Here is a 14,427-nt window from a genome sequence, read left to right as displayed (position 1 = left end):
TGCACCCTACGAAAGTCGGTTCAGTGAACTCTTCACCCATTGAGCGGCAAATCGGTTACCAACCGTGAGCGAAATCGACAAGCCCGAACGTCTCATCTGGTTACATCAAACGAGTGAAGGACGATGCGGGGGTTGTGACGATTTCGGGGGACCTCGGGGAGGCCGCGATGGACTGGCCACCGCCGGGCTGGGTGATCACCTTCGGCATGTTCGACCTGCAGCGCGGCCGGGCCAGGTTCATCGGCATCGGCATCGTCGACGGCCACCCCGAGCCGCACCCGCACCTCAACCAGTACCGGCTGCCGGTCCGCCCGCTCGGGCCCGAGCACAGGCCAGTCCCCGATTGGGTGGCGCTGTCGGACATCATTGACGCGGTGCCGCCGCCGGGGTGGTGACCGTGTCGGAGTTCGGAGGTGTGCCGTGCCGCTGCACCCCCAGGTGCGCGCCGTCGCCAAGGCCGGTGGCGTCCCGCCACCGCTGACCGCGGAAACCCTGCCCGCGGCGCGGGCCGCGCTCGTGGCGACCACGCTCGCCGAGGCGGGCCCCGGCACGCCGCTGGGCGAGGTGTCCGATGTGGACGCCTACGGGGTGCCGGTGCGGATCTACCGGCCCGCCCCCGGCGCGCCGGTCGTGTTCTACCTGCACGGCGGCGGCTGGGCCATGGGCGACCTGGACACCCACGACCCGCTGTGCCGCTACCTGGCCGCGCTCTCCGGCGCCGCCGTGGTCGCCGTCGACTACCGCCTGGCGCCCGAGCACCCCTTCCCGGCCGCGAGCGACGACGTCGACACCGCCATCGCGTGGATCCGCCGCGAGGGCGAGGCGCTCGGGCTCGACACGACCCGGATCGCGATCGCGGGCGACTCCGCGGGCGCGCACCTGGCGACCGTCGCCGCGCGCCGCTGGCGCGACCGGGGGCAGCCCTTCGCCGCGCAGGTGCTGATCTGCCCGATCACCGACCACACCGCCGAGCTGTCCGATGTGGACAGCCCGGGGCTGCTCGAGCAGGGCCTGGCCTTCTGCTGGGACGCCTACGCCCCCGCCGGGGTGGACCGCGACCAGCCCGACCTCGCGCCCACGGCCGCCGACCTCACCGGCATGCCGCCGACGCTGGTGGTCACCGCCGAGTACGACATCCTGCGCGGGTCCGGCGAGTCCTACGCGCTGGCGCTGGCCGAGGCGGGCGTCCCGGCCGTCAGCGTCTGCTACCAGGGCATGATCCACGGCTTCTTCCGCCGCCTGGCCCGGTTCGACGCCGCGCGCCAAGCGGTCGCCCAGGTCGCGGCGAACCTGCGGGCGGAGCTGTCATGAGCGCGCCCGCCGAACACCACCTGCCAACCACCCGCGGAGCAGGCACCCGGTTCGCGGCCGACCCCTGGGCGGAACCCGCATGAGCGCCACACTCGTCGCCAAAGGACTGGCCGCCGGGCACGGTGACCGGGTGCTGTTCGCCGAGCTGGAACTGGTCGTCGCCCCCGGTGACGTGATCGGGCTGGTCGGCGTCAACGGCGCGGGCAAGTCGACCCTGCTGCGCACGCTGGCCGGGCTGCTGCCCGCCGAGCAGGGCGAGGTCCGGCTCAACCCGCCGACCGCGACGGTCGGCTACCTGCCGCAGGAGCCGGAGCGGCGTCCGGGTGAGACGGTGGTGCAGTTCCTGGCCCGCCGCACCGGTGTCGCCGAGGCGCAGCGGGTCATGGACGCCGCCGCGGAGGAGTTGGCGACGGGCGGCGACGGCGACGAGTACACCGTCGCCCTGGAGCGCTGGCTCGCCCTCGGCGGTGCCGACTTCGACGAGCGCGCGGTGATCGCGGCCGCCGACATCGGTCTCGGGGTGCGGCTCGACCAGGAGATGGTGTCGCTCTCCGGTGGCCAGGCCGCGCGCGCCGGGCTCACCTCGCTGCTGCTGAGCCGCTACGACGTGTTCCTGCTCGACGAGCCGACCAACGACCTGGACCTCGACGGGTTGGCCAGGTTGGAGGAGTTCGTGTCCGGCCTGCGCACCGGCGCGGTCGTGGTCAGCCACGACCGCGAGTTCCTCACCAGGACCGTCACCAGCGTGCTGGAGCTCGACCTGCACCAGCAGCAGATCCACGAGTACGGCGGCGGGTACGACGCCTACCTGGAGGAGCGCGAGCTCGCCCGCAGGCACGCCCGCGAGGCGTTCGAGGACTTCGCCGACACCAAGGCGTCGCTGGAGGCCAGGGCCCGGTTGCAGCGCAACTGGATGGAGAAGGGCGTGCGCAACGCCCGGCGCAAGTCGACCGACAACGACAAGATCGGCCGCAAGCTGCGCGCGGAGTCGACCGAGAAGCAGGCGGCCAAGGCGCGGCAGACCGAGCGGATGATCGAGCGGCTGGAGGTGGTCGAGGAGCCGCGCAAGGAGTGGGAGCTGCGGATGGAGATCGCCGCCGCCCCGCGCGGTGGCGCGGTCGTCGCCGCGCTGACCGACGCCGTGCTCAGCCGGGGCGAGTTCGTCCTCGGCCCGGTCAGCCTGGAGATCGGCTGGGCCGACAAGGTCGCCATCACCGGCGCGAACGGGGCGGGCAAGTCGACCCTGCTGGCGGCCCTGCTCGGTCGCGCCGAGCTGACCTCGGGCACCGCGTACCTGGGTCCCGGCGTGGTCGTCGGCGAGGTCGACCAGGCGCGCGGCCTGTTCCTGGGCGAGGAGGAGCTGTTCGACGCCTTCGGCCGCCAGGTCCCGGACCTGCCGACCGCCGAGGTGCGCACCCTGCTGGCCAAGTTCGGCCTGCGCGCCGCGCACGTCATGCGGCCCGCGGTGACGCTCTCGCCCGGCGAGCGGACCCGCGCGGCCCTGGCCCTGCTCCAGGCCCGCGGGGTCAACCTGCTCGTGCTCGATGAGCCGACGAACCACCTCGACCTGCCCGCGATCGAGCAGTTGGAGTCGGCGATCGCCGAGTACCCGGGCACCCTGCTGCTGGTCACCCACGACCGCCGCATGCTCGACGCGGTGGCCACGACCCGGCGGCTGCGCGTCGAGGCGGGCAAGGTGACCGAGGACTGAGCGCGCTGGGCCGCCCGTGGCGGGCGGCCCAGCCTTGGCTCAGCGGGGCGGCTTGCCGGTCGCCGTGTGCACGCGGCGGACCGCGCCATCGATCTGGCGACTGTACTTGCCCTTGGTCTTCTGGTTCACGAAATGGCCCGCCTTGGCGGCCATCCGGTTGACCTTCTCGGGGTTCTTCTTGGCGTACTTGGTCGCCGCCGCGGCGGCCCCCGCCAACGCCGTGAGCTTCTTCAGCAGTGGCATCTCGGGCTCCTTCCCATCTCCAGGTGCCTTACCCGTCTCAACGGGTCAAGTACCCCGATTGGTTCCTGACCACGCGTGATGACCGACCCATTACTGTGCACGTATGGCCACGTATGCATCAGTCAGCGGCAAGCGGCAGGGCGCCGTCACCCCGGCGCGGGTCGTGGCCGCGGCGTTGGGCCTGACCGCGCGGCACGGCCTGGAGGACTGGACGCTGCGGCAGCTCGCGGGTGAGATCGGCGCCTACCCGGCGGTCATCTACCACCACGTCGGCGACCGCGAGGCCGTCGTCGCCGCCGTGCTCGAGCGGGTCGTGGCCGAGTTACCCCTGCCGCCGGACGAGCTGCCCTGGCGCGGGTGGTTCGAGCGACTGCTGACCGACGCCCGCCCGGTGCTGCGCCGCTACCCCGGTGTCGCGCGCAGACTGGCCGTGCGCGGCGAGCGGGTGCCCGCGCTGCACGGCGTGATCGACACCGGCCGCGCGGTGCTGGAGCGCGCGGGCTTCGGCGAGCGCGCCGCGGTGGTCTACACCCTGCTGGTCACCCACGCCTGGCAGTGCATCGCCACCGAGGACGACCGGGCCAAGCTCGACCAGGACCCCGGAGGGTCCGATTCGGACAGCGCGGCGGCCGCGGTCGACATCTACACCTACGGCCTCGCCTGCCTCCTCGACGGCGTCACGCCGGTCCCGGGCTGATCCCGACCACCCCGGTCGGGCCACTCCGGCCGCGCGAGTGGTCATCGGAGCCGAGATCCCCGATGCCACTGACGCCCCGGGCGCCTACCGCGTGCCGGGCGTTGGCCTGCAACAACGGCGCGCCACCGGTGTGCGCGGCGGCGCGGGCGGGCGCTCGGTCCTGTTGGGAAGTCGGCGGGCGAGCGGGCGGGCCGGGCGCGCACGGCGGCTGGCCGAAATCCGACGCCACTGCTTTCTGGACTGTCAAGTCGTTTTACCGCCAATGACGCTGTACGGCCGACCATCATCCTGTCCGGGTGCATGAGGATTTCGACCGCTGCGTACGTGCGGTGCGGTCCAGGGACGCGCGCTTCGACGGGTGGTTCTACACCGCCGTCAGGACCACCCGCATCTACTGCAGGCCAAGCTGTCCCGGGATGCCGCCCAAAGCCGAGAACATGACTTTCTTTCCCAGTGCCGCCGCGGCGCAGCAAGCGGGGTACCGGGCGTGCAAACGCTGCCGCCCGGACGCGAGCCCCGGATCGCCGCAGTGGAACGAGCGGGCCGATCTGGCCGCCCGGGCCATGCGGCTGATCGCCGACGGGGTGGTCGACCGCGCCGGGGTGCCCGGCCTGGCCGCCCGGCTCGGCTACAGCGTCCGCCAGGTCGAGCGCCAGCTGCTCGCCGAGTTCGGCGCCGGACCGCTCGCGCTGGCCAGGGCGCAGCGCGCGCAGACCGCCCGGTTGCTGATCGAGACGACGGCGCTGCCGATGAGCGAGGTCGCCGCGGCGGCCGGGTTCGGCAGCATCCGCACGTTCAACGACACCGTGCGCGAGGTGTTCGCGCTGCCGCCGACGGAGCTGCGGCTGCGCGCGGGCCGACAGGTCGCCAGCCCCGGGGTGATCTCACTGCGCCTGCCGTTCCGCCAGCCGCTGTGCCCGGACAACCTGTTCGGCTTCCTCGCCGCCACCGCCATCCCCGGTGTCGAGGAGCTGCGCGACGGGGCCTACCGGCGCACCCTGCGGTTGCCGCACGGCACCGGGATCGCCACGCTGCGCCCGACCGTCGACCACATCGCCTGCCAGCTCGCGCTGACCGACCTGCGCGACCTGGCGCGGGCGATCAGCCGCTGCCGCAGGCTGCTCGACCTCGACGCCGACCCGATCGCGGTGGACGACCTGCTCGCCGCCGACCCGGTGCTGACCCCCATGGTCCGCCGCGACCCCGGCCGCCGGGTGCCGCGCACCGTCGACGGGGCGGAACTGGCCGTGCGCGCCGTGCTCGGGCAGCAGGTGTCCATGGCCGCGGCCAAGGCGCACCTGGCGCGCCTGGTACAGGACCACGGCGACCCCGTGCACGACCCGGGCGGCGGGCTGACCCACCTGTTCCCGACGCCCGCGACGCTCGCCGAGCTCGACCCGGAGCGCTTCGCGCTGCCCCGCGCCCGCCGCGACACCATCGTGGCCCTGGTGACCGCGCTGGCCAACGGCGCGCTGGACCTCGGGGTCGGGGCGGACCGGGAGCGGGCGCGGGCGCGGCTGGGCACCCTGCCCGGCTTCGGGCCGTGGACGGTGGAGACCATCGCGATGCGCGCCCTCGGCGACCCGGACGCGTTCCTGCCCGGTGACCTGACCGTCCGCGCGGCCGCCCGGTCGCTCGGCTTACCGCACACCCCGACCGCGCTGACCGCGCACGCCTCGGCGTGGCGGCCGTGGCGCGCCTACGCCGTGCAGTACCTGTGGGCCCTGGGCGAGCAGCGCCTCTAGGAGTCCACTGTGGAGGTCGACTCGGCTCGGACCGCGCACCCCGCGCCGCGCACGGCACTCCACAGAGGACTTCGGCGTCCCTGGACGCGACATCGCCCCGGAAGACCTCGTGGGTTCCGGGGCGATGCGGGGTGCGTGCTACGCCACTACTTGCCGAGCAGGTTGATGTCGTGCTTGCCCTGGTGGTAGTCGCGGACCGCGTCGACGAGTTCCTCGACCGACAACGTGCCGCTGTGGTTGGTGTCGAGCTGCTGGAAGGACTGCTCGGCCTGGCGCTCGTCGACGCCAGCGGCGCGCATCCAGCGCTTGAACTCCGCCGAGCTGACCTCGCCGTCGCCGTCGGTGTCGGCGATGTCCACGATGGCCTCGATCGAGGGGCGCAGGTTGCGGTCGAAGCCCGCGTCACCCGCCTGCACGATCTCGCGCTCGGTGATCTGGATGAACTGCTGCAGCGTGACCTCGCCCTGCGGGCTCGAGCCTGCCTTGTCGGCCAGCGTCTCCCACATCGAGGTGTACGCCGAGAGCAGCGCCCGCCCCTTGGGGGAGTTCTCCTGCTCGCCGAAGCCCTGCAGGATCCGACGCGCCTCGCTCTCGTAGTCGGACCTGTCGATCGTCCCGTCCCCGTTGCTGTCCCAGAGTTCGAAACGACGCTTCAGCCTGCTGTCCTGGACGCTAGCGGTCACGACCATGCTCCTTCGTGTGCCTAGGCTGTCTGAACGCGGGGCCAAGCCACAGTGGACTTCCCGGGCCCCACGACAGCGACACTAGCAACGCTGGCAGGACTGGGCCCGGTTCAAGCGTCCCCAAATCGGGCGTATTCGGCATCCTCCGATCGGGACACCGGTAGTCATGGCCGCCATGCCATTACCGATCACGCCGGGTCCCGCCACCCGGTCACGTCGTCGCCAGTTCCCGGTCCATCGCCGCGGTGATGCCGTCCCACAACCGGATCCGCGCGCGCAGCACCCCCACCACGGTGCTGACGCACTCGGCCCACTTCGCCTCGTTCGGTCCACAGAGGTCGGCCACCATCTGCATCGGCATCGGGAGGTGCTGCTGCGCGTCGATCTCCAGGTGCCTGCGCATGTAGGCGCGCAACAGGGGCAGCGGCTCGTGCTCGCGCGGCACCCGGTGGAACATCCCCGGCAGCAGGTCGTCGCGGCCGAACGCGTACGCGGCGGCCCGGCAGTGCACCGGCGCTCCGCCCACCAGTTCCCAAGTGGACCGCAAGTAGTCCGCGGCCGGGCCGGGCACCGCGGCGTCGACGAGCGCGTCGGAGACCGGTGACCCGGCGCGCAGCAGGTCGAGGAAGGTGTCGATGGCGAGGGTGTCCGCGCCCGCCTCGGTCATCGCGTGCCGGTACAGCTCGTAGTGGCTGACGAACCCCTCGCCGAACTGGTCGCTCTCCTCGACCAGCACGATGTCGTTGACGAGCCTGCGGCACAGCGGCGCCCCGGTCGGCACCCACGGGACGCGCACGCAGGTCAGCTCGTTCTGCAGGCTCTTGAGCAGGGACATGTGGTCCCACACCGCGAACACGTGGTGCGACATGAACACCGCGACCTCGGCCGGGGTGCTGATCCGCCGGTAGAGCGGGTGCGCGGCGGCCTCGGCGAGCACGGGTTCGGCGCCCGCCACGACGCAGTCGACACCGGGGTGTGACCGCACCCAGTCGTAGCGGGTCATCTCCACCTTGCCCTTCGCCGGTCCAGCCTGTTCTAGCGGACGCTAAGGACACCGGCCGTCACGCGCCACTTATCAATGAGGTGAAAACCCGTACCCGAATCGGCGACTGCGGGTGGGTGGGGAAATGACCAGCATGGGCAGCACGCACCCGATCACCGAGGAAGGACCCCGCGATGCGGTTCGCCCGCTCGGCTCTGGCCACCCTGTCCTGCGCGGCGCTGGCCGCACTCGCGCTCGCGCCCACCGCCGCCGCGGCCGAGCCGCCGCCCCAGCCGAACCAGATCGTGGTGTTCCAGTTCGAGTTCAAGCCGGTCACCGTCTTCCGCGCGCCGAGCGGGTGCTACACGCTGCCGCTCGCCTCGCACGTGATGATCAACCAGACCGACCGGGTGGTGACCATCTACCACGACCCGCTGTGCGTCTTCCCGATCTTCCCGGTGCACGAGCTCGCCCCGGGCAACGGCACGCACGTCAGCCCGGTCGGCAGCTTCAGCGTCTGAGCGACCGGCCCCCGGAGGAAGGAACACCGATCCCGTGTCTGCGGATCTCGTGGTGGTCGGACTCGGCTACGTCGGACTGCCGCTGGCCAGGCGGGCCGCGGCGGCGGGACTCGCGGTGGTCGGTGTCGACACCGACGCCGAGGTGGTCGCCGGGTTGGCCGCGGGGCGCTCGCACGTGCAGGACATCGGCGCCGCGGCCATCGCCGGGATGCTCGCCGCCGGGTTCACCGCGACCGCGGACTTCGCCGCGGTGTCCACAGCGGACACCGTGGTGATCTGCGTGCCGACCGGGCTGGTCGACGGCGAACCGGACCTGCGCGCGGTGCTCGCGGCCGGGCGCGCGGTGGGGGCGCGGCTGCGGCCGGGGAGCCTGGTGGTGCTGGAGTCGACCAGCTACCCGGGCACCACCGAGGAGGTCCTGCTGCCGCTGCTGGAATCCGGCGGCCTGGTGGCCGGGGTGGACTTCAACCTGGGCTACTCGCCCGAGCGGATCGACCCGGGCAACGGCGAGTACGTGCTGGAGAACACGCCCAAGGTCGTGGCCGGGCTGACCCCGGTGTGCGCCAAGCGGTGCGCGGCGTTCTACGAGCTGCTGGTGGACTCGGTGGTGGTGGCGGCCGGGCTGCGCGAGGCGGAGACCTCGAAGCTGCTGGAGAACAGCTACCGCCTGGTGAACATCGCCCTGGTCAACGAACTCGCGGTGTTCTGCGACCGGCTCGGCATCGACGTGTGGGACGTGCTGCGCTGCTCGGCCACCAAACCCTTCGGCTTCCAGCCCTTCTCCCCCGGCCCCGGCGTCGGCGGGCACTGCATCCCGGTCGACCCGAGGTACCTGGCCAACCGGGCGCGCGCCGAGGGCCTGCCCTGCTCGGTGGTCACCACCGCGCACGAGGTCAACACCGGCATGCCCGGCTACGTCGTGCGCCGCGCCCGCGACATCCTCGCCCGCGACGGCGGCCGCGTCTTCGGCGCCCGCGTCCTGCTGCTCGGCGTCACCTACAAGGCCGACGTCGCCGACCTGCGCCAGTCCCCGGCCACCGGGGTCGTCCGCCAACTGCGCGCCCTCGGCGCCGAGGTCAGCTACCACGACCCGCACGCCCCCACCTTCACCGTCGACGGCGACCCGGTCCCCGCGTCGTCCGGTGTGGACCCCGGCACCGACCTGGTCGTCCTCCTCCAGGCCCACCGCGACTACGACCTCGCCCACATCGCCCGCACCGCGAAGGCCGTCCTCGACACCCGCGGCATCATGGACGGCGACAACGTGGAGCGCCTCTAGTGGAGCGCCTCTAGTGGAGCGCCTCTAGGGCTTGCGCAGGGTCGCGAGCAGGGTGCGGCCGAGGACGGCCGGGGTCAGCATGTCGACCGGGCGGATGCGCATGTTGATCACCTCGGCGAACCGCTGTGCGACCAGGGGGTCGGTCATGGCGGCGTGGTCGATCGCGCTGGAGATGGCGCGCTGGAACGGGTAGGTGAGCGGGCGGGCCGCGGTCACGTGCGGGAGGCGGAGGTCTTCGGTGGTGCTGGTCTGCCAGGCGGCGTCGACGATGACCTTGAGGCGGCGGAAGTAGCCGGTGGTCGGTTCGCCGGTGGCCAGCCAGGCGGACAGGGCTGAGGCGTGCAGGGCGGCGGAGGGGACGCCCTGGCCGTAGATCGGGTTGAAAGAGGCTACCGCGTCGCCGACCGGGACCAAGCCTTCGGGGAAGTCGGCGACCAGGTGGAAGTCGCGGCGCAGGCTGTGCGGGAAGCGGTGGGTGCGCACGGGGCCCGCGGGTTCGCAGGTGCGGGCGAGGGCGGCGAACGCGTCGGCGGGTTCGAGCAGGCAGCGGGCGGTGAACTCGTCCGGGTCGCGGGTGGGGCGGTCGTCGCCGTAGCCGGAGATGGTGCACATCCAGCGGTCCGGGCCCAGCGGCGCGATGCAACTGACCCCCGGTCGGGCCGAGACGGGCGAGCGCAGCGAGTGCACGGCGAGCAGGTCGTCGAGGCGCTGGTCGGGGGTGCGGTGGTAGAGCGCGGTGGCGTACCCGAGGTCCAGCTCGACCCGGGTGCGCGGTGGGCCGGGGAAACCCTCGTCGGCCAACCACGTGCCCAACCGGCTCCCGCGACCGGTGGCGTCCACCACCAGGTCCGCACCGTCCACAACGGACCCCGAGGCCAACCGGACGCCCTGGACCCGCGACCCGCCGAGCAGTCCCACCACCCGGTCGGGCAGCAGCCGGACGGTGGGGAGCACCGCCTCGCGGATGTGCCAGTCCAGCAACGGCCGGTAGAACGGCACCAGCACATCGCCCGCCACCACCGGCCGGGGCTGCCCGTCGACGAACATCCGCCCGTCCCGGCCGGGTGTGCACACCACCACCCCGGCGGCCACCAAGTCGTCGAGCAGGCCGGGGAACCAGTGCGCCAGCAGTTCCTGGCCGAGCCCCAGCAGCACGTGGAACTGCTCGGCGTGCGCGGTCCCCGGCCGGGAGAACGGGCCGGTGGGCAACAGGTCCGGCTCGACGAGCACGACCTCGTCGGCCCACTCGCGCAGCACCCGGGCCGCGAGCAACCCGGCGACGCTGCCGCCCGCGACGACCGCCCGCTTCACGAGGCGGACTGGACGAAGTGGACGGTCGACTCCGGCGACAGCGCGATCTGCTCGCCGGTCACCGGTACCTCCCGGCTGATCAGGATGTTGTAGTGGTTCGGGAAGTGGCACGCGTCGAACCCGAGCACGGTGCCGACCACCTGCCCGCCGATGCGCACCTCGTCACCGCGGTCGATCACCCCGCCGTCGCGGATCTCGGCGAACCCGAGGAACCCGACCCGGTCGATGCTGCCGTCCCCGACACCGTGGTCGGTGGTCACCAGCTCGTGCACCTCCCCCTGCCGCACGCACCGGCTGGCGAACTCCTCCAACCGCATCCCCCGGTCCTCGCGCCGGTGCACCAGCACCTTCACCAGCACCCCGGACACCGTCCGCTTGCTACCGTCCTCGATCACAGCGCATCCCCGATCACCTTGGCTCCCCGATCACACCGCTACCCCGATCACGCCGACTCCCCGATCAGCGCGGACCGCGACCACTGCTCAGCCCGGTACGCCGCGCCCACCAACGCGACTGCCGCGTCCCCGATCACACAGCCGTCCCCGATCACACAGCCACCCGATCACGTTGCCTCGCCGATCAATGCGGGCCGCGACCACTGCTCAGCCCGGTAGGCCGCGTCCACCAGCGCGAGTGCCGCCAGGCCGTCGCGGTCGACGCCGCCGGTGTGGATGGCCAGGGTGAAGGCGCGCAGGACCCCGGCGTACTCGTGCCACAGGGACTGCTTGAAGCCCGCGAAGCCCGCCAGCATGTCGGTCCGGTGGACGGTGCCGTCGGCCAGGCGGACCTCGATGTCCTTGGTCTCGCCCGGGTGGTCCCAGTCCAGTTCCACGGTCGCCGAGGCGCCGCCTTCCGCGGACAGCTCCACCAGGGCGCGGCGGTCGACGCCGAGGGAGTCCCTGACTATGTCCACATCGGACACCTTGAGCGCGCCGAGCAGCATCCGGACCAGGTCGAAGGCGTTGGGGCCGTTGTCGGCCACGCAACCGCCGCCGCAGCGGGTCGGGTCGAGGTACCAGCCGTCGGTGCCGACGTGGTCCTCGATGCGCTCCAGGTAGCGGACCCGGACCGATTCCACCGGCACCCCGCGCGGCAGGCCCTCCAGCAGGGCGCCGACCCGGGCGTTGTAGCGGCGGTGGAACGAGGTGAACAGCACCGCGCCGCGGGTGGCGGCCAACTCGGCCAGCGCCACGCCGTCGCGCAGCCGGGTCGCCAGGGGTTTCTCCACGCACACCGGCAGTCCCGCGTCCAGGAGGTCGGCGCAGACCGGCGCGTGCTGGTCGTTCGGCACGGTCACCACGACCCCGTCGAGGCCACCCGCGGCGATCATGTCCCGGTGGTCGCGCCAGCACGGGACCTCGTCGCGGTAGGGCGCCAGCGCCTCCGGGCGCACGTCGCACACCGCGGCCAGGCGCAGCGGGCCGCCTTCACCGAGCGCGGCCAGGTAGTACCGGGAGATCACCCCGAGGCCGATCACGCCGATGCGCATCAGCACACCCCCGGTGGCGCCACGCCCAGCCGCTCGCCCAGCGCGGACAACTCGGTGAACAGCTCGCGGCCCACCGGGACACCGTCGCGGCGGGACCGCTCCGCGTGCCGGGCCTCCGGGACACCGGGGTAGGACACCTCGCCGCCCGGCTCGATCGGCGGGCACGCCAGCAGCGCCCCGAACAGCGACCCGGCCTCGCGCTGGTAGATGCCCGGCTGCCGCAACGCCGCGGGCGCGATGGCCAGGACGAGGTAGCCGATGTCGTCGTCCGGCGCCCCGTCCACCGACAGCGCGGCGGGCGAGGGGCCCAGGCCCGCGCCGGGCACCAGCGCGGCCAGCACCTCGACCATCAACCCGAGCCCGAAACCCTTGTACTGCCCCGGTCCCGCCCCGCCGAGCCAGGTCAGGTGGGCCTCGCCGTCGTCGAACCTGGCCGGGTCGGTGACCGGCGCGCCCGCGTCGTCGGCGAGCCAGCCCTCGGGGACCGGGTCCCCCGCCCGCGCCGCGGCCCTGACCTTGCCGGTCGGGACGGTCGTGGTGCTCATGTCCAGCAGGAACGGCGGGTTCGCGCCCGCGGGCGCGGCCACGCTGAGCGGGTTCGTGCCCAGCATCGGCACCCGGCCGCCCGGCGGGCGCGCGATCCGCTGGTGCCCGCAGTTGGCCGCCACCACACCGACCATGCCGTGCGCCACGGCCCGCAGCGCGTGCGGTCCGGCACAGCCGAAGTGGGTGCCGCCGCGCACCGACACCAGGCCGATCCCGTACTCCGCCGCCCGCCGGGTGGCCAGGTCCATCGCCTCACCGGCCAGCCACAGGCCGAGCGCGCCCTGCCCGTCGAGCAGGACCGTGGCACCCCGGTCGGCCAGCACCCTGGGTTCGGCGTCGGCCCGCGCGCGGCCGGTGGTCAGCAGCGGCAGGTAGATCCGGGTCAGGTTGACCAGGCCGTGCGAGGTCGTACCGGTGATGTCCCCGTGGCACAGGGCGGTCGCGGCGGCCTTGGCGCGCTCCGGCGGGATGCCGTGCGCGGTGAAGACCGCCGCGGTGAACCGCAGCAGGTCGTCGTGGGCGACGCGCACGCCGTGCGCGGACGGGCTGGCGGTGGGGGGTGGGGCCAGTTCGGTCATTGCCGTGCCGTTCTGGTCGGTGGGGTGGGTGGCGGGGCGGGTGACTGGGTGAGTGGCGGGGCGGGTTGCTGAGCGGGTTGCCGGGCGGGTGGCGGGGTGCTTCTCGGGGCGTCGGCGAACGCGCGCAGCACGCGGGAGACCTGCTCGGCGAAGGCGGACAGGTCCGCGACGGCGACGAACTCGCCCTCGGCGTGCGCGTTGTTGGCGGCGAGGTCACCGGGGCCGAGCACGGCCGTGGCGGCGCCGGGGACCCCGGCCATCCAGATGGCGTCGCAGGTGAACGCGGGCTCGGTCGGCGGCCACTCGGGCACCGCGGCGGCGGCCATCACCGCGTCCAGCCACGGGTCGGCGCCGGCGAGCGCGGGCAGGCCGCGCTTGAGCCAGTCCACTGTGGTCACCCGGTGCGCGTCGGCCGCGGTGCGGGCCAGCTCGGGGACCCGGGCGAAGGTCTCGCCGAAGCGGGCGACCCCGTCGGCGACGGCCCGGTCCAGCGCGGTGGTCAGCGCCGCCCCGTCGTCGGCGTAGGCGAGGTTGACCAGCAGGTCGCCGCTGCCGTAGACGCGGTTGTGCCTGGTCCCGGTGTGCAGCCCGGCGATGCACGCCTGCTCGCCTGCCAACTGCCCGGCCAGGTGCTGGGCGAGGAAGCCCAGCAGCACGGTCGCGTTGTGCCCGTCGCCGGGGCGGTCGTCGATCGACCCGGTCCCGGTGACCCGGACCCGCGCGGTCGCCGACGCCGTGGCCCTCGGCAGGTACCGGCCGCCGGTCGGTTCGCAGAAGATGTTCAGGGCGCCGTAGTACCCGGCCCGGACCAGCGGGCGGGTGCCGAAGGTGCCCATCGCGCCGCCCTCCTCGCCGGACACGGCCTGGATGAGCACCGCGATCTCGGTACCCACCCTGGTATCCAGCCGCCGGGCCGCGCGCACCCCGGCCAGCAGCGCCACCGCGGGCCCTTTCGCGTCGACCGCGCCCCGGCCGTGGACCGCGGTCCCGTCGTAGCGGCCGCGCTCGTGCCCGGCGACGGTGTCCAGGTGCACGTTGAACATGACCGTCGGGGCGTCCCGCGGCCCGAGGCGCAGTACCAGGTTCGGTTGTCCGGCGAGGAAACTCGGTACCCGCGCGGCGGTCCGGACCACCTGCGGGACCCCCGGTAGGTCCATATCGGACTGATCCGCTGGCGCGTGGTGCTCGACGGAGAAGTCACCGGCGGCGTCCGCGTAGAGGTACTGCGCCTCCCGCAGCAACGCGGGCTCGACCCCCTCCAACGGGCCCGCCGTCGGCAGGTTGATCAGCCGCAGCAGCAGGGCCGCGTCGGCGTCGGTGAACGCGGTCAC

At 73.3% G+C, this 14,427-nt stretch carries 15 protein-coding genes; 7 read left to right on the top strand and 8 right to left on the bottom strand.

Annotated features, from left to right (window positions below):
• The first annotated feature begins 167 nt into the window (after positions 1-167).
• The 3 genes from LV75_RS05995 to LV75_RS05985 all read left to right on the top strand — a co-directional run bounded on the left by LV75_RS05995 (position 168) and on the right by LV75_RS05985 (position 3,022).
• Positions 168-395, top strand: a complete 228-nt coding sequence (locus LV75_RS05995; RefSeq protein ID WP_253885644.1) for a hypothetical protein — start codon at positions 168-170, stop codon at positions 393-395.
• 25 nt (positions 396-420) lie between these two features.
• Positions 421-1,311, top strand: a complete 891-nt coding sequence (locus LV75_RS05990; protein WP_253885643.1) for an alpha/beta hydrolase — start codon at positions 421-423, stop codon at positions 1,309-1,311.
• Between the two features lie 79 nt (positions 1,312-1,390).
• Positions 1,391-3,022, top strand: a complete 1,632-nt coding sequence (locus LV75_RS05985; RefSeq protein WP_253885642.1) for an ABC-F family ATP-binding cassette domain-containing protein — start codon at positions 1,391-1,393, stop codon at positions 3,020-3,022.
• A 39-nt stretch (positions 3,023-3,061) separates the two neighbouring features.
• Here the strand turns inward: LV75_RS05985 and LV75_RS05980 are convergent, their stop codons facing one another.
• Positions 3,062-3,265, bottom strand: a complete 204-nt coding sequence (locus tag LV75_RS05980; protein WP_253885641.1) for an antitoxin — start codon at positions 3,263-3,265, stop codon at positions 3,062-3,064.
• A gap of 103 nt (positions 3,266-3,368) precedes the next feature.
• Between LV75_RS05980 and LV75_RS05975 the strand changes: the two genes are divergently transcribed.
• Together LV75_RS05975 and LV75_RS05970 are read left to right on the top strand one after the other, a co-directional pair.
• Positions 3,369-3,962 (top strand): TetR/AcrR family transcriptional regulator, encoded by a 594-nt coding sequence (locus LV75_RS05975; protein WP_253885640.1) that lies wholly within the window; start codon positions 3,369-3,371, stop codon positions 3,960-3,962.
• Positions 3,963-4,258: 296 nt separating this feature from the next.
• Positions 4,259-5,707 carry an AlkA N-terminal domain-containing protein gene (locus tag LV75_RS05970; RefSeq protein WP_253885639.1) on the top strand — a complete coding sequence of 483 codons (1,449 nt, stop codon included), beginning with the start codon at positions 4,259-4,261 and terminating at the stop codon, positions 5,705-5,707.
• A gap of 146 nt (positions 5,708-5,853) precedes the next feature.
• On the opposite strand, the gene LV75_RS05965 is transcribed toward LV75_RS05970, so the two are convergent.
• Together LV75_RS05965 and LV75_RS05960 are read right to left on the bottom strand one after the other, a co-directional pair.
• Positions 5,854-6,396: an EF-hand domain-containing protein gene (locus LV75_RS05965; RefSeq protein ID WP_253885638.1), complete on the bottom strand. Its 543-nt coding sequence runs from the start codon at positions 6,394-6,396 to the stop codon at positions 5,854-5,856.
• A gap of 205 nt (positions 6,397-6,601) precedes the next feature.
• Complete coding sequence (locus LV75_RS05960; RefSeq protein ID WP_253885637.1) at positions 6,602-7,393, bottom strand: DUF3050 domain-containing protein; 792 nt, start codon at positions 7,391-7,393, stop codon at positions 6,602-6,604.
• A gap of 173 nt (positions 7,394-7,566) precedes the next feature.
• Here LV75_RS05960 and LV75_RS05955 point away from each other — a divergent pair, with 173 nt between their 5' ends.
• The gene (locus tag LV75_RS05955) at positions 7,567-7,893 is read left to right on the top strand and encodes a hypothetical protein (protein ID WP_253885636.1); all 327 of its coding nucleotides are present in this window, start codon (positions 7,567-7,569) and stop codon (positions 7,891-7,893) included.
• Between the two features lie 34 nt (positions 7,894-7,927).
• Complete coding sequence (locus LV75_RS05950; RefSeq protein ID WP_253885635.1) at positions 7,928-9,172, top strand: nucleotide sugar dehydrogenase; 1,245 nt, start codon at positions 7,928-7,930, stop codon at positions 9,170-9,172.
• Positions 9,173-9,196: 24 nt separating this feature from the next.
• Here LV75_RS05950 and LV75_RS05945 read toward each other — a convergent pair whose 3' ends face one another.
• The 5 genes from LV75_RS05945 to LV75_RS05925 form a co-directional block, all read right to left on the bottom strand.
• The gene (locus LV75_RS05945) at positions 9,197-10,483 is read right to left on the bottom strand and encodes an NAD(P)/FAD-dependent oxidoreductase (RefSeq protein WP_253885634.1); all 1,287 of its coding nucleotides are present in this window, start codon (positions 10,481-10,483) and stop codon (positions 9,197-9,199) included.
• Positions 10,480-10,878, bottom strand: a complete 399-nt coding sequence (locus LV75_RS05940) for a DUF6917 domain-containing protein (protein ID WP_253885633.1) — start codon at positions 10,876-10,878, stop codon at positions 10,480-10,482. Before LV75_RS05940 ends, LV75_RS05945 begins: the two co-directional genes overlap by 4 nt.
• A gap of 167 nt (positions 10,879-11,045) precedes the next feature.
• Positions 11,046-11,972: a Gfo/Idh/MocA family protein gene (locus LV75_RS05935; RefSeq protein WP_253885632.1), complete on the bottom strand. Its 927-nt coding sequence runs from the start codon at positions 11,970-11,972 to the stop codon at positions 11,046-11,048.
• Positions 11,972-13,096: an Ldh family oxidoreductase gene (locus LV75_RS05930; RefSeq protein ID WP_253885631.1), complete on the bottom strand. Its 1,125-nt coding sequence runs from the start codon at positions 13,094-13,096 to the stop codon at positions 11,972-11,974. The genes LV75_RS05935 and LV75_RS05930 overlap by 1 nt, the downstream gene beginning before the upstream one ends.
• Positions 13,093-14,427 carry a M20/M25/M40 family metallo-hydrolase gene (locus tag LV75_RS05925; RefSeq protein ID WP_253885630.1) on the bottom strand — a complete coding sequence of 445 codons (1,335 nt, stop codon included), beginning with the start codon at positions 14,425-14,427 and terminating at the stop codon, positions 13,093-13,095. Before LV75_RS05925 ends, LV75_RS05930 begins: the two co-directional genes overlap by 4 nt.

It is taken from the genome of Actinokineospora diospyrosa (assembly GCF_024171925.1).
GTDB lineage: Bacteria > Actinomycetota > Actinomycetes > Mycobacteriales > Pseudonocardiaceae > Actinokineospora > Actinokineospora diospyrosa.
Note: the sequence above shows the minus strand (reverse complement) of the source record. Positions and strands in the feature narration are given on the sequence as shown.